At 63.2% G+C, this 24,408-nt stretch carries 24 protein-coding genes; 18 read left to right on the top strand and 6 right to left on the bottom strand.

Features of this window, described 5'->3' with window-relative positions:
• Positions 1 to 52 precede the first annotated feature (52 nt).
• The 13 genes from RTCK_RS10900 to RTCK_RS10960 all read left to right on the top strand — a co-directional run bounded on the left by RTCK_RS10900 (position 53) and on the right by RTCK_RS10960 (position 12,865).
• Positions 53 to 973, top strand: a complete 921-nt coding sequence (locus tag RTCK_RS10900; RefSeq protein ID WP_142519660.1) for a LysR family transcriptional regulator — start codon at positions 53 to 55, stop codon at positions 971 to 973.
• 114 nt (positions 974 to 1,087) lie between these two features.
• The gene (locus RTCK_RS10905) at positions 1,088 to 2,137 is read left to right on the top strand and encodes a dipeptidase (protein ID WP_142592819.1); all 1,050 of its coding nucleotides are present in this window, start codon (positions 1,088 to 1,090) and stop codon (positions 2,135 to 2,137) included.
• 46 nt (positions 2,138 to 2,183) lie between these two features.
• Complete coding sequence (locus RTCK_RS10910; RefSeq protein WP_142592820.1) at positions 2,184 to 3,824, top strand: ABC transporter substrate-binding protein; 1,641 nt, start codon at positions 2,184 to 2,186, stop codon at positions 3,822 to 3,824.
• A 14-nt stretch (positions 3,825 to 3,838) separates the two neighbouring features.
• On the top strand, positions 3,839 to 4,900 hold the full coding sequence (locus tag RTCK_RS10915; protein WP_408004538.1) for an ABC transporter permease: 1,062 nt from the start codon (positions 3,839 to 3,841) through the stop codon (positions 4,898 to 4,900).
• On the top strand, positions 4,897 to 5,829 hold the full coding sequence (locus tag RTCK_RS10920) for an ABC transporter permease (protein WP_142592822.1): 933 nt from the start codon (positions 4,897 to 4,899) through the stop codon (positions 5,827 to 5,829). Before RTCK_RS10915 ends, RTCK_RS10920 begins: the two co-directional genes overlap by 4 nt.
• On the top strand, positions 5,826 to 6,656 hold the full coding sequence (locus RTCK_RS10925) for an ABC transporter ATP-binding protein (protein WP_142592823.1): 831 nt from the start codon (positions 5,826 to 5,828) through the stop codon (positions 6,654 to 6,656). The genes RTCK_RS10920 and RTCK_RS10925 overlap by 4 nt, the downstream gene beginning before the upstream one ends.
• A complete protein-coding gene (locus RTCK_RS10930; protein ID WP_142592824.1) occupies positions 6,653 to 7,402 on the top strand; it encodes an ABC transporter ATP-binding protein in 750 nt (249 codons plus the stop codon). Before RTCK_RS10925 ends, RTCK_RS10930 begins: the two co-directional genes overlap by 4 nt.
• Positions 7,403 to 7,417: 15 nt before the next feature.
• A complete protein-coding gene (locus RTCK_RS10935; protein ID WP_142592825.1) occupies positions 7,418 to 8,323 on the top strand; it encodes a LysR family transcriptional regulator in 906 nt (301 codons plus the stop codon).
• Between the two features lie 119 nt (positions 8,324 to 8,442).
• On the top strand, positions 8,443 to 9,972 hold the full coding sequence (locus RTCK_RS10940) for an ABC transporter substrate-binding protein (protein ID WP_142592826.1): 1,530 nt from the start codon (positions 8,443 to 8,445) through the stop codon (positions 9,970 to 9,972).
• Between the two features lie 69 nt (positions 9,973 to 10,041).
• Complete coding sequence (locus RTCK_RS10945) at positions 10,042 to 10,992, top strand: ABC transporter permease (protein WP_142592827.1); 951 nt, start codon at positions 10,042 to 10,044, stop codon at positions 10,990 to 10,992.
• The gene (locus RTCK_RS10950) at positions 10,992 to 11,807 is read left to right on the top strand and encodes an ABC transporter permease (protein WP_142592828.1); all 816 of its coding nucleotides are present in this window, start codon (positions 10,992 to 10,994) and stop codon (positions 11,805 to 11,807) included. The genes RTCK_RS10945 and RTCK_RS10950 overlap by 1 nt, the downstream gene beginning before the upstream one ends.
• Positions 11,808 to 12,041: 234 nt before the next feature.
• Positions 12,042 to 12,380, top strand: coding sequence for a DUF883 family protein (locus RTCK_RS10955; protein WP_142592829.1), 339 nt, complete (start codon positions 12,042 to 12,044; stop codon positions 12,378 to 12,380).
• Positions 12,380 to 12,865 carry a hypothetical protein gene (locus tag RTCK_RS10960; RefSeq protein WP_142592830.1) on the top strand — a complete coding sequence of 162 codons (486 nt, stop codon included), beginning with the start codon at positions 12,380 to 12,382 and terminating at the stop codon, positions 12,863 to 12,865. The genes RTCK_RS10955 and RTCK_RS10960 overlap by 1 nt, the downstream gene beginning before the upstream one ends.
• A 4-nt stretch (positions 12,866 to 12,869) precedes the next feature.
• On the opposite strand, the gene RTCK_RS10965 is transcribed toward RTCK_RS10960, so the two are convergent.
• Positions 12,870 to 13,625 carry a Crp/Fnr family transcriptional regulator gene (locus RTCK_RS10965; protein ID WP_142592831.1) on the bottom strand — a complete coding sequence of 252 codons (756 nt, stop codon included), beginning with the start codon at positions 13,623 to 13,625 and terminating at the stop codon, positions 12,870 to 12,872.
• A gap of 116 nt (positions 13,626 to 13,741) precedes the next feature.
• On the opposite strand from RTCK_RS10965, the gene RTCK_RS10970 reads away from it, so the two are divergent.
• Positions 13,742 to 14,116, top strand: coding sequence for a DNA-binding transcriptional response regulator (locus tag RTCK_RS10970; protein WP_185927988.1), 375 nt, complete (start codon positions 13,742 to 13,744; stop codon positions 14,114 to 14,116).
• Here the strand turns inward: RTCK_RS10970 and RTCK_RS10975 are convergent.
• Complete coding sequence (locus tag RTCK_RS10975; RefSeq protein WP_408004528.1) at positions 14,113 to 14,670, bottom strand: RNA polymerase sigma factor; 558 nt, start codon at positions 14,668 to 14,670, stop codon at positions 14,113 to 14,115. The two genes, RTCK_RS10970 and RTCK_RS10975, sit on opposite strands and share 4 nt — an antisense overlap.
• 2 nt (positions 14,671 to 14,672) lie before the next feature.
• Complete coding sequence (locus RTCK_RS10980; protein WP_142522798.1) at positions 14,673 to 14,852, bottom strand: NepR family anti-sigma factor; 180 nt, start codon at positions 14,850 to 14,852, stop codon at positions 14,673 to 14,675.
• A gap of 168 nt (positions 14,853 to 15,020) precedes the next feature.
• Between RTCK_RS10980 and RTCK_RS10985 the strand changes: the two genes are divergently transcribed.
• Together RTCK_RS10985 and RTCK_RS10990 are read left to right on the top strand one after the other, a co-directional pair.
• Positions 15,021 to 15,815, top strand: coding sequence for a response regulator (locus RTCK_RS10985; RefSeq protein ID WP_142519676.1), 795 nt, complete (start codon positions 15,021 to 15,023; stop codon positions 15,813 to 15,815).
• Positions 15,816 to 16,146: 331 nt separating this feature from the next.
• Positions 16,147 to 17,088 carry a sensor histidine kinase gene (locus tag RTCK_RS10990; RefSeq protein ID WP_235988670.1) on the top strand — a complete coding sequence of 314 codons (942 nt, stop codon included), beginning with the start codon at positions 16,147 to 16,149 and terminating at the stop codon, positions 17,086 to 17,088.
• A gap of 214 nt (positions 17,089 to 17,302) precedes the next feature.
• Here the strand turns inward: RTCK_RS10990 and RTCK_RS10995 are convergent, their stop codons facing one another.
• The 3 genes from RTCK_RS10995 to RTCK_RS11005 all read right to left on the bottom strand — a co-directional run bounded on the left by RTCK_RS10995 (position 17,303) and on the right by RTCK_RS11005 (position 21,005).
• Positions 17,303 to 18,223 (bottom strand): ABC transporter permease, encoded by a 921-nt coding sequence (locus tag RTCK_RS10995; RefSeq protein WP_142592833.1) that lies wholly within the window; start codon positions 18,221 to 18,223, stop codon positions 17,303 to 17,305.
• On the bottom strand, positions 18,216 to 19,226 hold the full coding sequence (locus RTCK_RS11000) for an ABC transporter permease (RefSeq protein WP_142592834.1): 1,011 nt from the start codon (positions 19,224 to 19,226) through the stop codon (positions 18,216 to 18,218). Before RTCK_RS11000 ends, RTCK_RS10995 begins: the two co-directional genes overlap by 8 nt.
• Before the next feature lie 72 nt (positions 19,227 to 19,298).
• Complete coding sequence (locus RTCK_RS11005; RefSeq protein WP_142592835.1) at positions 19,299 to 21,005, bottom strand: peptide ABC transporter substrate-binding protein; 1,707 nt, start codon at positions 21,003 to 21,005, stop codon at positions 19,299 to 19,301.
• 322 nt (positions 21,006 to 21,327) lie between these two features.
• Between RTCK_RS11005 and RTCK_RS11010 the strand changes: the two genes are divergently transcribed.
• Together RTCK_RS11010 and RTCK_RS11015 are read left to right on the top strand one after the other, a co-directional pair.
• Entirely contained in the window at positions 21,328 to 22,491 is a 1,164-nt protein-coding gene (locus tag RTCK_RS11010) for a M20 aminoacylase family protein (protein ID WP_142592836.1), read from the top strand.
• Positions 22,492 to 22,521: 30 nt separating this feature from the next.
• Positions 22,522 to 24,369 carry an ABC transporter ATP-binding protein gene (locus RTCK_RS11015; RefSeq protein ID WP_142592837.1) on the top strand — a complete coding sequence of 616 codons (1,848 nt, stop codon included), beginning with the start codon at positions 22,522 to 22,524 and terminating at the stop codon, positions 24,367 to 24,369.
• Positions 24,370 to 24,408 lie beyond the last annotated feature (39 nt).

Here is a 24,408-nt window from a genome sequence, read left to right on the forward strand (position 1 = left end):
CGGATCGGCAAGGCGCGTTTACTCATTCGGCCATGATTGATAGTAATACGACATGACAAGCCTCAGCCGCCGCCTCCTGCCCTCCACCGCCGCGCTCGCCGCCTTCGAATCCGTGGCGCGGCTGCGGAGTTTTTCGGCTGCGGCAGAGGAGCTGGCGCTGACGCAAGGCGCCATAAGCCGGCAGGTATCGGGACTTGAAGACCTGCTGGGCGTTCTCCTGTTCGAGCGCACCAGCCGCGGCGTCGTGCTGACGTCGGCGGGGGCCGAATATGCTAAGTCGGTGGGTGCCGCACTCTCGCAGATACGCTCGGCATCGCTGCAGGCCATGACGAAACGGCATAGCGACACGCTGAACCTCGCCATCCTGCCGACCTTCGGTACCCGTTGGCTCATGCCCCGCATCCCGGGCTTCGTCGCGCGCCATCCGGAGATCACGCTGAACTTCGCCACCCGCATCGGGATCTTCGACTTCGACCGGGACGGCATCGACATGGCGATCCACATCGGGCAGCCGGACTGGCCGGGCTCCGACTGCACCTTCCTGATGGAGGAGATGGTGGCGCCCGTCTGCAGCCCGTCCTTCCTTGCGGAGCATCCGGTCGCGCGGCCGGAGGACATCCTGGCGCTGCCCCTGCTGCACATGGCGTCACGGCCGGGTGCCTGGACCCACTGGTTCCAGAGCCTGGGCGTTGCCGGCGGCCCGGCGCAGGGCATGCGCTTCGAGCAGTTCGGCAGCGTGGCGCAGGCCTGCGCCGCCGGCCTCGGCGTCGCGCTGATGCCGCTCTTCCTGATCGATTCCGAACTGGCGACGGGCCAGATCGTCCAGGCCTATCCGCACCAGGTGCGCAGCCCGAGCGCCTATTATGCCGTCGCGCCGCTCACCAAGACGGATTTCAGGCCGGTGGTCGCCTTCCGCTCCTGGCTGCTGGAGGAGGTGGAACGGTATCGCGGCGGCGAGGTCATGGCCTGGTGAGGCGCGGAAGGCCACATAAATGTCACGAGCCGTCTTGCGGTCGCGGGGCTGCCGGTTAGGATCGGGTATCACCCACGACGCGACTCCCTTCGCATTCTCATCAGGACATAACCCATGGAAATGGTGTTCGACGGCCATAACGACGTGCTCTTGCGGCTTTGGCGGACGATGAAGGCTGGCGGCGATCCGGTTGCCGAATACGTGGAAGGGACGTCGGAAGGACATATCGATGCGCCGCGTGCCAAGGCAGGCGGGCTGGCTGGCGGTTTCTGCGCCATCTACATCCCGTCGGGCGACCTGATTCTCAAGGAACCGGACGCCACGGGTCACTATGACACACCGCTTGCGGCGCCGCTGACACTGGAGCCCTCGCTGGAGATCGCGCTTGAAAAGGCCGTGATCGCCTTGCGGCTGGAGCGGGCGGGGGCCTGGCGTATCTGCCGCTCTACCGCCGAGATCCGCCGGGCGATGGGCGACGGCGTGTTCGCCGCGGTCCTGCATATGGAAGGCTGCGAGGCGATCGACGCCGATCTAAGCAATCTGGAGGTCTTCTATGCGGTCGGGCTGCGTTCGCTCGGGCCCGTCTGGAGCCGCAACAATATCTTCGGCCACGGCGTGCCGTTCTCCTTCCCGAAGTCTCCCGACACCGGCCCCGGCCTCACCGAAGCCGGATTCGAACTCGTGCGCGCCTGCAACCGGATGGGCATCCTGATCGACCTCGCGCACATCACCGAGCAGGGTTTCTGGGATGTGGCGAAGACGACCGACCAGCCGCTCGTCGCCAGCCATTCGAACGTGCATGCGCTGACGCCCGTGGCACGGAACCTCACGGATCGGCAGTTGGATGCCGTTCGCGAATCAAAGGGTATCGTCGGCTTGAACTATGCGGTGACGATGCTTCGCCCCGACGGGCGGGACAGTGCGGAGACACCGCTTTCCGACATGGTCCGCCACGTGGACTACATGGTGGAGCGCATGGGGATAGACCATGTCGCGCTGGGTTCGGACTTCGACGGTGCGACAATTCCGGAAGACATCCGGGACGCCGCGGGCAATCAGAATCTGGTTGCGGCCCTCCGGGACGCGGGATACGCTGACAATGAATTGAAGAAGATATGCCGGGAGAACTGGCTCAGGATCTTGGCGTCTGCCTGGCGCGAATAGCCGCTCGACGGCTGACAAGCAGCTCATCAACAGGGGAATGAAAACAATGATCGACTTGCTGAACAAACGCGTGCGTCTGATGGCCACGAGCGCAGCGCTGGCGCTGCTTCTGGCGGGGACTCCGCAGGCATTTGCCGCCACCCCGGCGGACACGCTGGTTCAGGGCTGGGCCTTCGACGACATCATCACGCTCGACCCTGCGGAAGCCTTCGAAATCTCGACGGCGGAAGTGACCGCCAATACCTACAACAAGCTCGTCGCGCTCGACCTCAACGACACATCGAAGGTGGTCGGAGAACTCGCCGACAGCTGGACGGTCTCCGATGACGGCCTGACCTATACGTTCAAGCTGAAGTCAGGACTGACCTTCGCCTCCGGCAATCCGGTCACGGCAGAAGACGTCGCCTTCTCCTTCGAGCGGGCCGTCAAGCTCGATAAGTCTCCGGCCTTCCTGCTGACCCAGTTCGGACTTAACGGCGACAACGTGACCGAGAAAGCCAAGGCTTCCGATGAAAGCACCTTCGTTCTGACTGTCGACAAGCCCTACGCTCCAAGCTTTGTCCTCAACGTGCTGACCTCCACCGTCGCCTCCGTCGTCGACAAAAAGGTGGTGATGGAAAATGCCAAGTCGGTCACGCCGAGCGACGACTACAAATACGACAGCGATTTCGGCAACGAGTTCCTCAAGACTGGTTATGCAGGCTCGGGACCGTTCAAGCTGCGCGAATGGCGCGCGAACGAGGTGATCGTGCTTGAGCGCAACGACAGCTACTTCGGCGAGAAGCCGCCGCTGGCACGCGTCATCTACCGCCACATGAAGGAAAGCGCCGGCCAGCGTCTCGCGCTCGAGAATGGCGACATCGACGTCGCCCGTAACCTAGAGCCGGGCGACATCCAGGCGATCTCCGACAAGGAGGGCCTCGACACGACGTCCGCTCCGAAGGGCACGATCTACTACTTCAGCCTCAACCAGAAGAACGAAAACCTGGCGAAGCCGGAAGTCATCGAAGCCTTCAAGTATCTCGTCGACTATGACGCGATCGGTGAGACCCTAATCAAGGGCATAGGCACCATCCACCAGACTTTCCTTCCCGCCGGCCAACTTGGTGCGTTGGACGAAAAGCCCTACAGCCTGAATGTCGAGAAGGCGAAGGAACTGCTGGCCAAGGCAGGGCTTGCCGATGGCCTGACCGTCACGATGGATGTGCGCAATACCCAGCCGGTCACCGGCATCGCTGAAAACGTACAGCAGACGCTGGCGCAGGCCGGGATCAAGCTGGAGATCATCCCGGGCGACGGCAAGCAGACGCTCACCAAGTACCGTGCCCGCCAGCACGACATCTATATCGGCCAGTGGGGTTCGGACTATTTCGACCCGAACTCGAATGCCGAGACCTTCACCTTCAACCCGGACAATTCCGACGAAGGCACCAACAAGACGCTCGCCTGGCGTAATGCCTGGGACCCGGCCGAACTGAGCGAAAAGACGCAGGCCGCCCTGCTCGAGAAGGACAGCGCCAAGCGTGCTGCCATCTACGAGGAACTGCAGAAGGAAGTCCTGGCGCGCGGCCCGTTCGTGATCGTGTTCCAGCAAACGGAAGTGGCCGGATATTCGGACAAGCTGAAGAACTACAAGCTCGGCCCAAGCTTCGACACCAACTTCCTCTACGCCGTTTCCAAGGAATAGTCGGAACCTTGGCTATCTCTGACACCAATGCGACGCTTCGGCGCGGCGGAAGCCGCGCCAGGCGCCGCGGGCTGGCGATCCTCGGCTTCCTGCTGACGGTCGCCACCACATTCCTCGGCTTGCTGGCCGTCACCTTCTTCATCGGCCGCGTCGTGCCGATCGATCCGGCGCTCGCCATCGTCGGCGATCGGGCGCCAGCTCATGTAGTGGAGCGGGTGCGGCTGGAACTCGGCCTGCACCTGCCGCTCTACCAGCAGTTCTGGATCTACCTGAAGCAGGCTCTATCCGGTGACTTCGGTACTTCGGTGCTGACGACCAACCCGGTGCTCACGGACATAAAGAGGGTCTTCCCGGCGACGATGGAACTGGCCACCGTCGGCACCCTGATCGGTGCCGTCTTCGGCGTGCCGCTCGGCGTGCTGGCGGCCGTCAAGCGCGGCTCTGTCATCGACCAGATCGTGCGCGTGATCGGCCTCGTCGGTTATTCGGTGCCGATCTTCTGGCTCGGCCTCCTGGCGCTGCTCCTCTTCTACGCGAAGCTCGGCTGGGTCGCCTATCCGGGCCGTGTGGATATCGTCCACGAGTACAGCTTCACGCCGGTCACCGGCTTCTTCCTGCTCGATGCGACGATGCAGAGGCAGTGGGACGTGCTTTGGGACCTCTTCCGGCACATCATCCTGCCCGGTTCGCTGCTCGGCTATTTCTCGCTTGCCTATATCAGCCGCATGACGCGTTCCTTCATGCTCAACGAACTGTCCCAGGAATATGTCGTCGCCGCGCGCGCCAAGGGTCTTTCCGAGACCCGCATCATCTGGTTCCACGCGCTGCGCAATGCCGCGGTGCCTCTGGTCACCGTGATCGCGCTGTCCTATGCTGGACTCTTGGAAGGCTCGGTGCTGACGGAGACGATCTTCTCCTGGCCCGGCCTCGGCCTCTACATCACCAATTCGCTCCAGAACGCCGACATGAATGCCGTGCTGGGCGGAACCGTGGTCATCGGCTCCGTCTTCGTTGGCATCAACCTCCTGTCCGACCTTCTCTACCGGACGCTCGATCCAAGGACGCGCAGCCGATGAGCATCGTCGAGACCTCCCCGAGACCCTACAGCCGCGAATGGCTCCTGTCGGAGCGGCCGGCATCGCGCCGGCAGGCGCGGCTGGGCCGAGCCTATGTGATCTGGCGGCGCTTTTCGGAAAACAGGCTCGCGCTTCTCGGGCTGATGATCATCATCGGCTTGCTGGTCGTGGCAGCCTTCGCGGATGTCCTGGCGCCGCACAATCCGCTGCAGGGCGATTTGCGCAATGCACGCCTGCTGCCGCCGGGTGCAGACGGCTACCTCCTCGGCTCCGACGACCAGGGCCGGGACATCCTCTCCCGCCTCATCCACGGCACGCGGCTGACGCTGCTGGTGGTGGTGCTCGTGGCCACCATCGCCGCGCCGGTCGGGCTCATCGTCGGGACCGTCTCCGGCTATGCCGGCGGATGGATCGATGCGGTGTTGATGCGCATCACCGATATCTTCCTCGCCTTTCCGAAACTCGTGCTGGCGCTGGCGCTGGTCGCAGCCCTCGGGCCGGGAATTGAAAACGCGATCCTGGCGATCGCGGTCACGTCATGGCCGCCCTATGCCCGCATCGCCCGCGCCGAGACGATGACCTTCCGCCATTCGGAGTTCATCTCGGCCGTGCGGCTGATGGGGGCCTCACCCTTCCGCATCGTGCTGCGCCATGTGATGCCGCTCTGTCTCTCCTCTCTCATCGTGCGCGTCACGCTGGACATGGCAGGCATCATCCTCACCGCCGCGGGCCTCGGCTTCCTCGGGCTCGGTGCGCAGCCGCCGCTGCCGGAATGGGGTGCGATGATCGCCTCCGGCCGCCGTTTCATCCTGGACCAGTGGTGGGTCGCCGCCATGCCGGGGATCGCCATCCTGATCGTCAGCCTCGGCTTCAACCTGCTCGGCGACGGCCTGCGCGACGCGCTCGACCCGAAGGAGGCCGGCCAATGACGCTCCTGACGGTGGATGATCTGAAGGTAAGCTTTCCCACGCGCACCGGCGAAGTGAAGGCGGTGCGGGGCGTCTCCTTCACCCTCGGCCGCGAACGGCTCGGGATCGTCGGCGAGTCCGGCTCCGGCAAGTCGCAGACGGGCCGCGCGATCATGGGTTTGACCCCGCGTCAGGCGAAGATCACGGCCGATCGGCTGGCTTTCGGCGACACGGACCTTCTGTCGCTCGGCCTCAAGGAGCGGCGGCGCCTGCGCGGCAAGCGCATGGCGATGATCCTGCAGGACCCGAAATACTCGCTCAACCCGGTCATGACGATCGGGCGCCAGATCGTCGAGACGTTGAAGACCCATGAGGACATCGGCAGTGCGGAAGCCAAGGCGCGTACGTTGGCAATGCTGGAGGCCGTGCAGATCAGCGATCCGGAACGGGTCTTCAATCTCTATCCCCACGAAGTGTCGGGCGGCATGGGACAGCGGGCGATGATCGCCATGATGCTGATCTGCGGTCCGGAACTGCTGATCGCCGACGAGCCCACCTCGGCGCTGGACGTGACGGTGCAACTGGAAGTGCTGGACATCCTCGACAGGTTGGTGGCGGAGCGCGGCATGGGGCTGATCTTCATCAGCCACGACCTCAGGCTCGTCTCCACCTTCTGCGACCGCGTGCTGGTGATGTATGCGGGCCGGGTGGTCGAGGAGCTCTCCTCCGCCAACCTGCACGAGGCGAAGCATCCCTATACGCAGGGCCTCCTGAACTGCCTGCCGCAGATCGGCAGCCATCGCCATCCGCTTCCCGTGCTGGAGCGCAAGCCGGAGTGGGCGCTATGACGACGGCACTCTCCATCCGCGACATGCTGGTGCACTACGATGGGTTCGCCGCGCTGAACCGCGTCAGCGTCGATGTCGAGTACGGCCAATCCTACGGCATCGTCGGAGAATCCGGTTCAGGCAAGTCCACGCTGCTCAGGGCCGTCACCGGCCTCACGAGCTTCCAGGAAGGCAGCCTGACCGTGGATGGCCGCAGCTACAGCGGCCGCAAGCGCGACCATGCCTTCTACCGGACGGTTCAGATGGTGTTCCAGGACCCCTACGGGTCGCTGCATCCGCGCCAGACGGTGGACAGGCTGCTGCTCGAGCCGCTGACGATCCACGGTTTTGACAATGTCGATGCGCGCATTGCGCGGGCGCTGGACGAGGTCGGCCTCGGTTCGGGCTTCCGCTTCCGCTATTCGCACCAGCTTTCCGGCGGCCAGCGGCAGCGCATCGCGATCGCGCGGGCGCTCATCGTCGAGCCGAAGATTCTGCTTCTGGACGAACCGACCTCGGCGCTCGATGCTTCCATCCAGGCGGAAATCCTCAATCTGCTCGAACAGGCTCGCCACGATCGTAACCTCACCTTCGTTATGGTGAGCCACGATCTCGGCGTCATCAGCCACATGTGCGAGCGGGTGGCGGTGATGAAGGGCGGCGAGGTGGTCGAGACGGTGCCGGTCGACGCGCTGGAGAACCGGCAGTTCTCCGCCGACTATACCCGCCGGCTGCTGGTCGCCAGCGAGGGCTTTCGCCGTGACTGAGGCTCGCTCGACGTCATGAACCTGCGCGCCCTCATGTACTTCGACGAACTGGTGCGTACCAGGTCGATGCGCGCCGCCGCGGAAAACCTGGGGGTGGCGGCAACCGCCGTCAGCCGCCAGATCGAGAATCTCGAGGAGCATTTCGGTGCGCAGCTCGTCGAGCGGACCAATCGCGGTATCCGCCTGACGGCCGCCGGCCGGCTGCTTGCGGACCGGGCGGGCAAGACGCTGCGGGAGCTCGACCAGGTCCACCAGTTGATCGGCGATCTGCAGGGGCTGCAGAGCGGCAAGGTCGTGCTCTACGCCAATGGCGCCACGGTCGCCAACGTCATCGCGCCGGTGCTGGCCGAATTCAGCCTGCAGCATCCGAAGCTGCGCTTCGAAGTGGCGATCACCAGTGCACGCGAGGCGATCGACGCACTGACGAGCGGGGAGGCAGATATCGCCGTCACCCTGTTTGCGCCCGCCATGTCCGGCGTGAAGCTCAGGCTCAGGTCGGAGATCCGCTACGATGCGATCATTCATCCCCGGGAGGTGCCTTCCGGGGTAACCGAGATCGCACTCGCCGATCTTGCGAAAATGCCGCTTGCGCTGCCGGATCGCAGCTTCGCCGCCCGCCAGGCCATCGATGAGATCTTTGGCCGGGAAGGGCTTCACCTCGATCCGGTGTTCATCACCAGTTCGCTCGATATGCTGAAGGAGCTCGTCCTGCGCGGCGCGGCCGTGACGCTGCTTCCGCCGCTCTCCGTGCAACGCGAGGTCGAGGCGGGGATGCTCGTCGCAGTGCCGGTCGTGGAAGACGCGGCCGTGCGGACGGCCATCGACCTGTGCGTCGCGCCAGATCGGCAACTCTCCTTCGCCGCCAATGCTCTGGTCGCCTTCATCGAAAACCATATGCGCCGCTCAGTCCCGGAAGCATGATCGCACCGCTCGCATTGGTGTAGCTTTTTTGGCTACGCAGATCGCGCTGAATCGCTATTGTGTGTTCGCCGGGAAGATGCGATAGACCCTCCATCTTCGCCAATTCCTGGAGATCGACCATGCGCCGTTCTTTCTTCCCGCATGCTCCCGCCTTTCTTCACCGCTTCCTGCTGTCGGCAGCGCTCGTGGCCGGTACGGCTTTCGCCGCCGTTCAGGCCGAGGCCGCACCCAAAACCTCCGTCACGATAGGCATGTCGGTCGAGCCCACAGGACTTGATCCGACGATCGCCGCACCCGTCGCCATCGGGCAGGTGACATGGCAGAACATCTTCGAAGGGCTGACGACCGTCGACCGGACCGGCAAGGTGCAGCCGCAACTGGCGGAGAGCTGGGAGATTTCGCCGGACGGGCTCACCTACACGTTCAAGCTGCGCTCCGGCGTCACCTTCCACGACGGAGAGGTCTTCGATTCCTCCGTCGCCCGCTTTGCGATAGAGCGGGCGCGTGGCGAGACCTCTGTGAACCCGCAGAAGCGCTACTTCCAGACCATCACGTCCATCGAAACGCCGGATCCGCAGACCCTGGTGCTGAAGCTCTCGAAGCCGACCGGCAGCCTTCTCTACTGGCTCGCCTGGCCCTCTTCCAGCATCGTCGGCACCCGGTCGGCGGAGAACAACAAGACCACGCCGGTAGGCACTGGCCCCTTCCGCTTCGTCAGCTGGGCCAAAGGCGACAGGGTGGAGCTCGCCCGCAATCCCGACTACTGGAACAAGCAAGGTGCAGCCAGGCTCGAAAGAGCCGTCTTCCGGTTCATGTCCGAACCACAGGCGCAAGCCGCGGCGCTACAGGCGGGCGATATCGATGCCTTTCCGGAGTTCGCGGCGCCGGAACTGATGCAGAGCTTCGAAGGCCATGAGCGCCTCGTGACCGTGATCGGCAACACCGAGCTCAAGGTCGTCGCCGGCATGAACAATGCCCGCAAGCCCTTCGATGACAAGCGCGTCCGCCAGGCGCTGATGATGGCGATCGACCGCAACACGCTCATCGAAGGCGCATGGTCCGGCTTCGGCACGCCGATCGGCAGCCATTACACGCCGAACGATCCGGGTTACGTCGACCTGACCGGCACCTATCCCTACGATCCTGAAAAAGCGAAGGCACTGCTGGCGGAAGCCGGCTACGGCAACGGGCTTGCCTTCACCATCAAGGCGCCGCAGATGGCCTATGCCCAGCGTTCGTCGCAGATCATGCAGGCGATGTTTGCCGAGATCGGCGTGACGATGAACATCGAGACGACCGAGTTTCCTGCAAAATGGGTCTCCGATGTCTTCAAGGGCGCCGACTACGAGATGACCATCGTTGCGCATGCGGAGCCGATGGACATCGACATCTATGCGCGCGATCCCTACTACTTCAACTACGGGAACCCTGACTTCAACGCCGTGCTGGACAAGGTGCAACTGACCAGCGATGCTGCCGAGCAGGCTGTTCACTACGGCGAGGCACAGAAGATCCTCGCGGGGGATGTTCCGGCGCTCTATCTGTTCGTGATGCCGAAGCTCGGCGTGTGGGACAGGAAGCTGAAGGGCCTTTGGGAAAACGAGCCGATCCCGTCCAACGTGCTGACGGAGGTGTACTGGGAGGAGTAGCGTGCCGATAACGGACAGCCAGCGGCAACCCGTAGACCGGCATGCTGTATCGGTAATTGGGTCGGACCGTTGATAACGCTTCTTCTGCGCCGCCTCGTTGGCCTCGTCGTCTCGCTGCTGGTCGTGTCGGTCCTGATCTTCACGGTCATGGATCTGCTTCCGGGGGATCCGGCATCCATCATGCTGGGAACCTCGGCCAGCCCGGATACGCTCGCCGCGCTTCAGCGCGAGCTCGGGCTCGATCGGCCGCTTCCCGAGCGGTATCTCTCCTGGCTCGGCGGGGTTCTTACGGGAGATCTGGGGCAGTCTTATACCTACGGCGTACCTGTCGCCGGACTGATCGCCGAAAGGCTGACCCTGACCCTGCCGCTGGCGGCGATGGCCATCGCCATCGCGCTTTCCGTCGCCATCCCGCTGGGGGTGGAGGCCGCCCGGCGCCACGGCGGCGTCTGGGATTTCATGATCGGCCTCTTTTCCTATCTCGGCATCGCCCTTCCGGCCTTCTGGTTCGGCCTGCTGCTGATCCTGCTGTTCTCCGTGAGGCTGGGATGGATGCCGGCGGGCGGGTTCTCCGGCTGGCAGGAGGGATTTGCAGCTGGCATGCAGGCACTGCTTCTACCGGCGATCGCCCTGGCGCTACCCCAGGCCGCAGTCCTGACGCGAGTAACCCGCACCGCCGTCCTCGACAATATAGGCGAAGATTTCGTCCGCACCGCGCGTGCCAAGGGGCTGGGGGAGGGGGCGGCGATCTGGCGCCATGCATTCCCCGCGGCGCTGGTGCCGATCACGACGATGCTCGGCCTGCAGTTCAGCTTTCTCGTCGCCGGCGCCGTGCTGGTGGAGAACGTCTTCAACCTGCCGGGCCTCGGCAGGCTTGCCTTGCAGTCGCTGTCGCAGCGGGATGTGATCGTGATGCAGGACGTCGTCCTGTTCTTCGCTGCTCTGGTCATCACGGTCAACGTCCTCGTCGACCTTGTCCATCTGGTGGTGGATCCCCGGTTGAGAAGGGAGGCCGGGTGATGCGGGCTGGTCTCAGGCGCCCGATCCTGGCGGCAGGGCTGCTGCTGACGGCAGGCCTGGTGTCGCTGGCGGTGCTCTCCCTGTTCTGGACGCCGCGGCCGCCCGGGCAGATGCAGATCGCCATGCGCCTCAAGCCCCCGTTCGAGCAGGGGTTGCTCGGCACCGACCAGTTCGGGCGCGATGTCGCGTCGATGCTGATGTCCGGTGCGTGGAATTCCCTGTCGACCGCCATGGCAGCGGTCGCGCTGGGTGCTTCTCTCGGCTGCGCGCTGGGCCTCGGCGCCGCGGTGTGGCGTGGCTGGGCGCAGGCGCTGGTTCTGAGGGGCTGTGACATCGTCTTTGCCGTACCGCCGATCCTTTCGGCGATGATGCTGGCAGCCTTCCTGGGGCCGGGACGCGGAACGGCCATCATTGCGATCGCGACCTTCATGGTTCCGGTCTTCGCCCGCCTGACATTGGGCGGGGCGCGTCAGATCTGGAGCCGTCCCTATGTGGAGGCGGCGATCGGCATGGGACGGCCGCCGTGGAGGATCACGTTCCTACATGTCCTTCCCAACATCGCCGACCAGATCATCGTGCAGGCCACCATCCAGCTCGGCCTCGCGATCCTGACGGAAGCCGGGCTCAGCTTTCTCGGCCTCGGCATGGCTCCCCCGGCACCCACCTGGGGGCGTATGCTTGCGGATGCGCAGACCTTTCTCGGGCCTGCGCCCTGGCTGGCCATCCTTCCGGGGCTGGCCATTCTTCTCTCCGTGCTCGGCTTCAGTCTGTTGGGTGATGGCCTGCGCGACCTGCTCGATCCTCGGGCCTCCTAACCTCTGCTCTGGAACAAATCCGACCGAACAGCGTTCACTGCTCGCAGCATGGAGGGGCGGCCGTGCCAGTTTCGTTCCGCCCGGGAGGATCGGATGAAGGGCATTCTTCTGTGGCTGGTCGGCATTCCGGTCCCGTGATCATCCTGCTTTATCTTTTTGATTTCCTTTGACGTAACTCAAAAGAGCTCCGGCGCTGACCGATAGTCTGACGCAAAACCAGTACAGGAGAAGGACATGGCACCAGTGAACGCTTCCAACGAGCCGGCAGGCTCTTCCGCATCCTCGTCCCGAGGCGACATCGACGCTCAGTTGCAGCAGTTGCGCGACGACATCGCCGCTCTTGCGCGAAGCGTCGCGGCCGTCGGTGCGGATAAGGCCGATGATTATCGCAGCCGCGTGCGCAAGGCGACGAACGACGCCACCGATGCGTCCATGCAGATGGTCGAGGCTGCCCGCGAACAGGCCCTTTCCCTTGAGAAGGATCTGGAACGGAAGATCCGCACCAATCCCCTGCAGGCCGTTGCGATGGCGGCGGGCGTGGGCTTCCTGATCGCGCTTCTGGCTCGTCGCTGATGCTGTCCGGACTGGCCCCGCTTCTGGCATCCCTGGCCGCGATCGATGCCACGGCGTTCGTCCAGCGGCTGCGGCGGAATGCGATCCTGTACGCGCTGGTGCTGCTGTTCGTCCTCACGGCCTACGGCGCTCTGGTGGCGGCTGCAGCCCTGGCCATCGCCCAAAGCCTTGGGGCGATAGGGGCATTGCTGGTCGTTGCCGGTGGGGCGCTGCTTCTCGCATTGATCTTCTTCCTCGTCCTCCGGTCTACGGCTAAGGCGGAGGAGAGGCGAAAGCGGCAGGCGGCGGCGACCGGCGGAAGCCGTGCTCTGATGGTGACGGCCGCCCTGTCCGCACTGCCTGTGGTCGCCCGGTCGCGGCCCCTGGCCCTGATCGCGATAGCGGGAGGGCTGGGATTCCTCGCCATGAGGAACATGGACAAGGTTGCGCCGCTCTTGGGAAGAGGCCGCAGCGATCCCGGCGGAATAGACCGCGATCTGCGCTAGCCGTTCAGATGAACGGCCGGTGCCCTTCCTCCGGTGGGTGCCATCCCGCTACGCGATAGAGCCCTTCGGGGTTGACGATCTCGCATCCCCGGTCGAGCCAGCGGACAAGGCCCTGGTCCATCAGTTTCCGAAGCGTCTTGTTGGTATGGACCAGCGAAAGCCCGAGCGTATCGGCAACATGCTGCTGCGTGAGCGGCAGTTGCCGTGCGTGCCCGTCGGCCCCCATGGTCGCGTCGGCCCTGGCGTGCAGAAAGGCCAACAGATAGGCCGCACGTTCCTGGGCGCTTCGTCTGCCGACACTCAGCAAATGCTCGTCGAGCATCGATTCCTCGCGAGCCGCGATCCAGGTTATGTCGAAGGCAAGAGAGGGATGGTTGCGAAAGAGGTTCGGAAACCTCTCCCGCTCGAACGTGCACAAGGTCATGCGGGTGAGGGCCTCCACCGAATGCTGCATCTCCAGCATGACATTGCCTTGCAGCCCGATCATGTCCCCCGGCAGGACATAGTTGAGAATCTGCCGGCGCCCGTCCTCGAGGATCTTGTAGCGGAAGCCCCAGCCGCTGAGCACGGTATAGAGCGACGGATTCCGTTCCCCCTCCACCATGATCGCCATTCCAGGCTCCGCAGGCGTCTCGGAAACCTTGAAGCGCGAGACGAACTCCAGTTCGTCGGCGCTGAAGTCGCGGAAGGACGGCCGCTGCCGGAGCGGACAGCGCTGGCACGGAACACGCGGAGGGACGACGGGCTTTGATACGGCCATGAGAATCACTGGAACGGGAACGAACGACTAGCGCAGTCCGGTCATCGTTACTGTGTCTTTTTTAAATGACCAGCACCGTTACGGCACTCATAGAGGCGTTTCTGCGGAAGGAGAGCGTGATTCCCATTGTCCCAAAGATCCTGATTGTCGAGCGTGAATATCTCGTCGCGATGGAAGCCGAGCGCATACTGTCCGACGCGATGACCTGTACGACCCGGATCGCCACGCCGCATGATTACCTTCTGGCGCTGGGAGAAGACGGTTACGACATCCTCGTGATCGACGTCGATTTGCTGCGGGACGAACTCGTGGAAATCCTAAGGGATCGCCAGAGAAACGGCACGCGCATCGTCGTCACGACATTGACAAAGGGCTACGGCGACCGGCTGCCTCAATTGAGCGGCCTCGCCTTCGTCACGAAGCCCTTCCTTGATGAGGAACTGGCTTTCGCTGTCGGATTGTCGCAACCGTCTGGCCAACTGGACGCCTAGCTGCCGAATGCGCGCGCCGTAATGGCCGCATGACCGGCGTCCGGACCGAAATCGCCTTCTCCGGAAACCCCCAGCAGTTCCTGCAATCGCGTCCGTGCCCGGCTGACGCGGCTCTTGATCGTGCCGACAGCGCAGCCGCAGATCGTTGCAGCCTCCTCGTAGGCGAAGCCTGCCGCTCCGACCAGGATGATCGCCTCGCGCTGATCGTCGGGCAGCTTGTCCAGCGCCTTTCGGAAATCCTGCAGGTCGAGCCGGCCGTACTGCTCCGGGTGCACGGAAAAACGTTCGCTGAACAGGCCGTCGGTATCCTGGACCTCCCGGCCCCGCTTGCGCATCTGGCTGTAGAACTCGTTGCGAAGGATGGTGAACAGCCAGGCGCGCATGTTGGTGCCGGCCGTGAAGCTGGTCTGGTTCGCCCAAGCCTTCATGATCGTATCCTGGACGAGGTCATCGGCCTTGTCATGGCGGCCGGTCAGCGATACCGCGAACGCTCGGAGATTGGGCAAGGATGCGAGAAGGTCGCGCTTGAAGCCGCGATCGTCGTTCTCGGTCATCGTCATTTCACCTTCACCGACTTCGCGTTGCGCTCGGCGTCTTCCAGCTTCTCCAGAAGATCCAGAAAACGGTCAGGAATGCCTTCTTCCTGCACCGCGTCGTAAAACTCGCGGAGCTTCCGGGAAATCGATGCGTTTGGGGGCATCGATCCTGGTCTTATGTCTTGATGGGAGATGGTCATGTCCTGCTTTTTTCTGTTGTCGTCACTCATCACGCCGGCAGCCTGTTGCGATATCGTGACAAGAGAATGCATTGCCCGAAAAATAGTTCCACCCCTTGCGGAACTTTTTTTCAGGCCCCACGTTCCCCTCCTGTAATTGCCCGTCGGGCATCAGGGGAGAATTTCTGTATGTCACTTACCACACGCGTTGCATCACACCTTCCGTACCTGCGCCGATACGCGCGCGCCGTGACCGGGTCCCAGACTTCCGGTGACGCCTATGTGGCGGCGGTATTGGAAGCTTTGATCGCCGATGTTTCGATCTTTCCTGAAACATCCAAGGACCGTGTCTCGCTCTACAAACTATTCGTGGCAATCTTTGGTTCCACTTCGATCGAGATCAGACCGATCGAGTCTCCCTTCGCCTGGGAACAGCGGGCCGCCGCCAATCTGGCGTCGCTTCCTTCCATGGCCCGTCACGCCTTCCTGCTGGTGTCCGTCGAGGGTTTCACGATCGAAGAGACTGCGGAAGTGCTGGATGTCAGCGTCCAGAGGGCAACCGAACTTCTGGACGAGGCATCCAGAGAAATCTCCCGACAGGTTGCCACGGACATCATGATCATCGAGGACGAACCGCTGATCGCCTTGGATATCGAACAGATGGTGCAGGAGCTCGGCCACCGCGTGACCGGCATTGCGCGCACCCATAGGGAAGCGGTGGACCTGTTCCAGAGTTCCAATCCGAAGATGGTGCTCGCCGACATCCAGTTGGCCGACGGCAGTTCCGGCATCGACGCCGTCAATGAGATCCTCAAGTCCTCGAACGTTCCGGTGATCTTCATCACGGCGTTCCCGGAGCGTCTCCTGACGGGCGAGCGTCCGGAGCCGGCGTTCCTGGTGACGAAGCCCTTCAACCCGGACATGGTGAAGGCCCTGATCAGCCAGGCCCTGTTCTTCAACGAAACGGTGAAGGCGGCTGCCTGAACCCCATGACCAAAAGGGGACGCCGGATGTTTGTCCGCAGCCCCTCTTTGGAACAAAGGCTCGGGGTGCCGGTTTGCGCCAGACTTCGCGATCGCTTTGCAGCGAGGAGCTTTCTGCGCTGCGATAGGGCCGACGCACTCGAAGACCCGAGGTGATATGAGAAAAGGCGGGTTGTTGGCCCGATGGCCAGTCTCTATAACGATGCAGGCAGATCGGGGTATGACGGCATGTCCGCAGCCCCTTCCTTGAAACGAGACGGAGTTACAAATTGGTGCATCCGCTGACATGGCAGCGAGCTGGTCAGAGTGATGACAAGTTGCGAGAGTTTTTTATGCCTGCGCTGGTCGATCTCGGCGCGAGCATCATCATCCAGGATGGTGAGTATAACTATCTTCTCGTCGCTAACCTGCCAGAGGTGTGGTCCAAGGAGTACTCCGTCACGCCTACCGATATGCAGCTCTTCGGGGAAGATGTCGCCGCGCGCCTCGCAGCGTTGAAGGCGGACATGCTGGAGCCCGGCCGCAAGGGCCAGCTTGAGGTCGTCGTCGGAGCCGAGCAGTTTTTCGAATTCAGGGTGCAGGCCGTGGAATTCGCCTTTGGCGGGTTGCATCTCGTGACGACCATCGTGGACCGCTCGGAGGAGCGGCACAGGGAGCGGCTGCTGCGCGCGCTTCTGCGCGAGGTCAGCCACCGTTCAAAGAACCTTCTCGCCATCATCCAGAGCATCGCGTTGCAGACGGCACGATATTCGGGATCGCTCGATCTTTTCCTGCACAAGTTTCGCGGCCGGCTCTATTCGCTGTCGCAGTCCCAGGACCTGATCACCGATTCCAGCTGGCGCGGCGCCTATTTCTTCGATCTGGTGCAGCAGCAGACGGAGAAGTACCTGCCCGAGAACCGCCATCTCGTGAAGGTGAGCGGAGACAACCTGCTCCTCAGCCCGAACGCATCATTGCACCTGGGGCTTGCGCTGCATGAGCTGATCGTGAACGCCGTCAGCCACGGATCCCTGCTGCGAAGCGGACTGCCGGTAGAGGTGTCGTGCATGCGCAAGCGTGTGGACGATCACGACATGGTGGAAATGGTCTGGCACGAGCCCCTGCAGCCGGGTCATGGTCCGGGCGAGAATACGCAGCAGCTCAAGGCGCATTTCGGAAGCACCGTGCTCGAACGGGTCGTGCCCGCTTCGGTCAACGGCAAGGCAGAATACCTGATTTCCCGCCAGCGGATTTCCTATCACCTGACATTCCCTCTGGAGCCGGCGAACGAGTGACGCCTCTTGCCTGCCGCAGGGGGAAACGCAGAATTGGCCCGGTTCCAGGGGAACCGAGCCAACTCATCTCTTCGAGGGGGACTGAAGAGTATCGTCCGGAAGCTTTGTAGGGCGGGGGACGGGGGGTGCTTCCAGACCTCCACATAACGGCCAGATCTCGGGAACGTTCCGTCGCCCGCAAACTTTTTTGAATTTTTCTTCCGACCGGCTTTCTCTAGCGCTTCAAGGCCCGGGGATCGAGCGCATCGCGGATCGCATCGCCCATGAAGTTGACGCTGAGGACGGTGAGGGAGATCGCCAGTCCGGGCCACAGGACACGGGACGGCGTTAGCTGCATGAAATTGGCGCCGTCGTATAGGAGGCGGCCCCAGGTCGGAAAGTCGGACGGGAAGCCGAGCCCCAGGAAGCTGAGCGCCGATTCCGTGATGATGGCCGAAGCGATGCCGAGCGTGGCCGATACCATGATCGAACTCAGAACGTTCGGCAGGACGTGGCGGATGATGATCCGGTGCTCGCGCATGCCGCTGCTCTTCGCGGCCACGATGAATTCCTGGCTTTTCACCGCGAGAACATCGCCTCGGACGATGCGGGCGGTATGCATCCAACTGGTGATACCGATCACGAACACGATCAGGATGAAGATGCCAGTCTCCGGACCGAAGGCCGACCGCAGTGTATCGCGGAACAGCATCAGGATGACGAGCAGCAGCGGCAGGAGCGGCAGGGCCAGGAACAGGTCGGTCATGCGCATCAACGGCCCGTCCAGCCGCCGGAAATAGCCGGACAGCACGCCCACCAGCGTGCCGAGGAGAAGGGCCAGCAGCATGGCCGTTATCCCGACCGCGAGGGAAATCCGCCCGCCGGCCAGCACCTGTGCCAGCATGTCCTTGCCGAGATTGTCCGTGCCGAAGGGATGCGCCCATGACGGCCACTGGTTCCGTTCCCGGACGTTGATCGTGTTGGGAGCCACTTGGTGGATATAGGGGCCGACATAGACGGCAAGCACGATGAAGACGAAGACGAAAAGCCCGGCGAGCCCGCCCCGGTGGGCGCGGAACTGCCGCCAGATATCGCCGGCCACCGACCGGGACGGCGCGATTCCGGGAAGGGGTGCCGTGGCGGAAGCATCAGTCATAGCGGATCCTCGGGTCCAGGATGCCGTAAAGCACGTCGGCAATCAGGTTGAAGAGGACGATCAGCAAAGCGAAGATGAAGGTCAGCGTCTGGACCAGTGGAATATCGGCTCCCTGGACTGCGGTGATCAGCAGTTGGCCCAGACCGTTCACGCGGAAGATCTGCTCTGTGATGATCGCGCCTGAGAAGATGGTGGGGACGCCGAGGGCGACGACCGTGACCACGGGAATGAGACTGTTTCGAAGGACGTGGACGAGAAGGACCGCCTTCTCCTTGACGCCCTTTGCGCGGGCGGTCCGCACGTAATCCTGGTTGAGGTTGTCAAGCATCGAAGCGCGCACGAAGCGCGTGATCTGCGAGGCGTTGTAGAGCGCCAGAACCGCGACCGGCATCGCCATCTGCTTCACCTGCAGCCACAGGCTGTCGAGATCGGTGACCCGCAGATTGGTATCGTAGACGGACGGAAACCACTGCAGATAGGAGCTGAAGACGACGATCATCACGATGCCGGTGAAGAAGGTGGGGACGGAATAGCCGACCATCGAGACGAAGGTGCCCACCTGATCAAAGATGGAATACTGCTTGTAGGCGGATATCACACCGATCGGGATCGCGATGAGGATCCCGAACAGGTAGGCCAGCCCGACGACCCAGAGCGTCTGCGGCAGGCGCTGGACGATCAGGTCCACCACCGGGCTTCGGGTCGCCCAGGACAGCACGCGCATGCGCTCCCCGTCGCCGAACTGCCAGCCGGTCAGGCTCTCCAGCAGGTTCAGGGGCTCGTTCACGAAGAACTGCTGCAGCCACTTGAGGTAGCGGATCAGGAAGGTCTGGTCGAGACCGAGGGAGGCCCGGATCTGCTCGCGGACCTCGGGAGGAATGGTGAGAGGCAGGTCGCCCGTCGGATCGCTGGGAGCGAGGTCGAGCAGGGCGAAGATCACGAAGCTGATGACCAGCAGGGTCGGGATCGCGAAGAACAATCGCCGAAGGGTGTAGGTAAACATGCAGGCGTCTCCAGACGGCGCGGAGGTAGCGCAGCCGCGGGGCCGGCCTTCCAGCCGGCCCCGCGGACGGCATCACTTCTTGCGCGACCAGTCGGCGACGTTCCAGAGTTCGGAATCCCAGGCATTCATCCTGAGGCCTTCGATGCTGAGCGAAACGGCAGAAGGCTGTCCGCGGTGGATGAGCGGGATGTGCGCGCCCTCGGCGGTCAGCATGTCATTGGCCTTCCTCGCCAGTTCCGCGCGCTTTCCGAGGTCACCCGTCTTGGCCAGTTCGGCGACTAGCTTGTCGTATTCCGGATTGCAGTAGCGCGGGATGTTCTGGCCCTGCCAGCCGTTCTCCGGCCCAGGAACCTTGTCGCAAAGCCACTCTGCCAGGTATTTCTCAGGATCGGTGCCGTCGAAGTTGTTCGTGTACATCTCGACGTCCGCATAGAACTTCTGGAAGGTGTCCGGGCTTGCAGGATCGCCACCGAAGAAGACGGAGGCGCTGACGTTGCGCAGTTCCGATGCCACGCCGATCTGCGACCACATGTCCTTCACCAGTTCCTGGGTCGCTTGGCGGACCGAATTGGTCGAGGTCTGGTAGAGGAAGGAGAGGCGCACGCCGTCCTTGGCGCGGATGCCGTCCGGGCCGGGCGTCCAGCCGGCTTCGTCAAGAAGCTTCTTGGCGCCTTCGATGTCCTGGGTGAGGCACCAGTCATTTGCCGTGGATATGTACATATCCGGGGCGGGGACGATGTTGCATGTGGGCTGGCCCGACTCCCCGTAGCCGGCCTCGTCGATGATGGTCCGATCGATCGCCATGGAGAGGGCGCGGCGGACTGCGGGGTCGGACAGCGCGGGATGCGGACCGGCTTCCTTGGTTGAACGCTTGTCGCCGAGCGCCGGATCCGGGTTGTACCAGTTGAGGTTGATACGCTCGACCTGTGTTCCGAAGGCGGTCTCGATCTTGCCCTTGCCCGCCTGCAGCATAGTAGCCAGGACTTCGGGCTCGACCTGCATGTTCCAGGCGTAGTCGAACTCGCCGGTCTCGAGTACCGCGCGGGCCGCGGACGTCGCGTCGCCGCCACCCTTGAGTGTCACCGTGGCGAAGGCCGGCTTGGCGGGATCGCGGTAGTTCGGGTTTGCCTCGAAGGTGATCACGTCGTTCGGCTTGAAGTCCTTCACGACGAAGGGCCCGGTGCCGATCGGTCCGAAGTTGGCCGATGTGCATCCAGGCGCCTTGGCGCCGACGCAATCCTTGAACTGCGCCTTCTGGATGATCGGCGACTGGGCACCGACGAAGGCGCTGTAGGGATAGTATTTCGGTTCGCTGAAGGTAATCTTGACAGTCTGCGGGTCGACCGCTTCTACGGATTTGACGCCTTCGTACTGCGCCGCCTGGGCGCAGCCGCCGTCGGGTGCCGTGCAGTATTGCCAGGTGAAGACGACATCCTCGGCGGTAAAGGGCGTTCCGTCCGACCATTTGACATCCGGGATGAGCTTCCAGGTCATGCTCATCATGTCGGGGGAAACACCGCCGTTGTCGGCCGTGGGGATTTCCGTCACCAGCGTCGGAGTAAGTTCGCCTTTCTCGTCGTAGCGGGCTAGAGGCTCGATCACCATGGACGAGCTGTAGACTTCCTTCGTGCCACCCGAGAGATACGGATTGAGTGTCGATACGGCCTGCCAGAAGAGGATCTTCAGCTCTCCGTCCGTGCCCCTTTCGGCGTGTGCCACGGACCCCGAGACGGCGAGCGCCGCCACCGTTCCGGCGAGCAGGATCTTGACTTTCCTCATGCTACTGTTCCCCTTTGTCGTTATCGTAAAGGTTGCATTGCGCGTCGGAAGCGAAAAATGCTCCTTCAGCGCCAACTCGGTATCAGCATGGAGTGATGTGATTGATTTGGCAGAAGGCTTTCTAAACGTCCCTCCTTCGGATGGCCTGCAGGTGCGTGCCGGATCCCGCACTCCCAGTTGTGCGTGACCAAATTTTGAGCCATCTAAGCATAGGCCTATTTTACGTTCAAGTCGGAAAATTGAAGCTTGCAAAGTGATCGTAGGGCATCGCAATATCCGCGGACAAAGTGGGAAAAACGACAACCAAAGACGAGGTCGCGGGATGCCTGTGCTCAATCGTGCAGCGGAAATGCAGGAGGAAGTCGCGGGCTGGAGGCGTCACCTGCACGAACACCCTGAGATCCTCTACGACGTGCACAAGACCGCCGCCTTCGTCGCCGACAAGCTTCGCTCGTTCGGCTGCGATGTCGTCGAGACGGGTGTCGGCCGCACCGGCGTGGTGGCTATCATCAAGGGACGCCTGGGCGAGGGGCCGGTCGTCGGGTTCCGGGCCGACATGGACGCGCTCCCGATCCTGGAGACAAGCGGCAAGCCCTGGGCTTCCAAAACTCCCGGAAAGGCTCATTCCTGCGGCCACGACGGTCATACGGCCATGCTGCTCGGTGCAGCGCAGTACCTCGCGGAAACCCGCAATTTCAAAGGCTCGGTCGCCTTGATCTTCCAGCCTGCGGAGGAGGGCGGTGCCGGTGCGCTCGCCATGGTGGAGGACGGCTTCCTCGACAAGTATGGGATCGGCCAGGTCTACGGCATGCACAATTCGCCGGGGCTGCCGCTCGGCCGGTTCGCCATCCGCAAGGGCTCGGTCATGGCGGCGGCGGATACGTTCGAGATCACCATCAACGGGCGCGGCAGCCATGCGGCCCAGCCCCATCACTCCGTCGATCCGGTGCTGGTTTCATCCTACGTGGTGCTGGCGCTGCAGTCGATCGTGTCGCGGCAGACGGACCCGCTGCACTCGCTGGTCGTGACGGTTGCCTCCATCCACGGCGGTGAGGCCAACAACGTCATCCCGGACACTGTGACGATGGGCGGTACGGTCCGCACACTGCTTCCGGAAACGCGGGATTTCGCCGAGAAGCGCCTCAAGGACGTGGTGCAGGCGACCGCGCTTGCCCACGGCGCCTCGGCAGAGATCAACTATCGTCGCGGCTATCCGGTCACGTTCAACCACGATGCCGAGACCGATTTTGCCGCCGAGGTGGCCGGCAAGGTCGGCGGGCCGAACACGGTGGACATGGCCATGGCGCCGCATATGGGGGCGGAGGACTTCTCCTACATGCTGGAGCGCCGTCCCGGCGCCTTCATCTTCATCGGCAACGGCGACACGGCCAACCTTCACAATCCGGCCTATGATTTCAATGATGAGGCGCTGCCCTACGGCATCAGCTACTGGGTCACCCTCGCCGAAACGGCCCTCGCCGCCTGACGATCCACGTCCACAGAACGGGAGTATCGCATGTCGCTTGCGGAAACGGCGTCCCAGGAGGTGAGCGGTTCGACGCAGCCGGTGCTCTCGGTCCGGAACCTGACCACGTCCTTCAAGGTCGAGAACCGGTGGCGACCGGTGGTCAAGGACATTTCGTTCGACGTTGCGCCGGGGGAGACGGTGGCCATCGTCGGCGAGTCGGGGTCGGGAAAGAGCGTGACCTCGCTTTCCATCATGCGTCTTCTGCCGAAGAACTCCAGCCGCGTCGAGGGCAGCGTCCGGCTCACGGGGCGCGAACTCCTGACGCTGCCGGACGAGCAGATGCGGCAGGTGCGCGGCAACGAGATCTCGATGATCTTCCAGGAGCCGATGACGTCGCTCAACCCGATCTTCCCGATCGGCAAGCAGATCGCAGAGGCGCTGACCGTCCACAAGGACATAAGCAAGTCCGAGGCGAGGGCGGAGGTGGTCCGGCTTCTGGAAAAGGTAAGGATCCCCAACGCCAAGGATCGTTACGACGAGTTTCCGCACCAGTTCTCGGGCGGGATGCGCCAGCGCGTTATGATCGCCATGGCGCTGGCGTCGAAGCCGAAGCTGCTCATCGCGGACGAGCCGACCACGGCGCTCGACGTCACGATCCAGGGGCAGATTCTCGATCTCATCAAGACGTTGCAGGACGAGGAGGGAATGTCCGTCCTCTTCATCACCCATGACATGGGCGTGGTCGCGGAAGTCGCGGATCGGACCATCGTGATGTTCCGGGGCGAGGCGGTCGAGACAGGGCCGACCGGCGAAATCTTCCTCCGTGGCCGGCACCCCTATACGCGGGCGCTTCTTTCGGCGGTGCCGCGGCTGGGCTCCATGGCGGACCGCAAGCTGCCGCTGCGTTTTCCGAGCATCAGCATCGAAACCGGCGAGCAGGTCGAACTTCAGGAGGTGACGGATACGGTCGCCAGGAACAAATTGCCGATCGTCGACGTCAGGAACCTCACGACCCGGTTCGACATTCACTCCGGGCTGTTCGGCCGCAAGACGGGCGCCGTTCATGCGGTGGAAAAGGTGTCCTTCCAGCTTTTCGAAGGAGAGACACTGGCCCTGGTCGGAGAATCGGGCTGCGGAAAATCCACCACGGGTCGCTCCGTCACCCGGTTGATCACACCCACGAGCGGCGACGTGACGATCGACGGCTACAATGTCCTGCAACTCGACAAGACCAGCTTGCGCAGCATGCGCCGCTCGATCCAGATGGTGTTCCAGGATCCGTTTGCCAGCCTCAACCCGCGCATGAGCATCGGCTCCGCCGTCATGGAGCCCTATCTGGAGCACCGGCTGGGCACGAAGGGCCAGGCCCGTGACAAGGCGGCCGATCTTCTGGAGAAGGTCGGTCTGTCGGCGGACATGATGGGGCGCTTTCCGCACGAGTTCTCGGGCGGGCAGCGGCAGCGCATCGCCATCGCGCGTGCCCTGATGCTGGATCCGAAGGTGATCGTGGCGGACGAGGCGGTGTCGGCGCTCGACGTCTCCATCAAGGCGCAGGTGTGCAACCTGCTTCTCGACCTGCAGCAGAGCCTCAAGCTCGCCTATCTCTTCATCAGCCATGACATGGCCGTCGTCGAACGGGTCAGCCATCGCGTCGCCGTGATGTATCTCGGCGAGATCGTGGAGATCGGGCCGCGCGCCGCGGTCTTCGAGAACCCGCAGCATTCCTATACGCGCAAGCTGATGGCGGCGGTGCCGATCCCCGATCCCTCGCGCCGGGGAATCAAGCGCAACACCGCAGTGGACGAGATCAGGAGCCCGATCCGTCCGCCCGGCTACGTTCCTCCTCCAAGGCAATACCGGGAAGTCTCAGCCGGCCATCTCGTGCAGGTCTCCTGACGCCGCAGCGTCCGTCCGGATGTTTGACATGCGGCGGCG

The organism is Pseudorhizobium endolithicum (genome assembly GCF_902153245.2).
Classification (GTDB): domain Bacteria; phylum Pseudomonadota; class Alphaproteobacteria; order Rhizobiales; family Rhizobiaceae; genus Neorhizobium; species Neorhizobium endolithicum.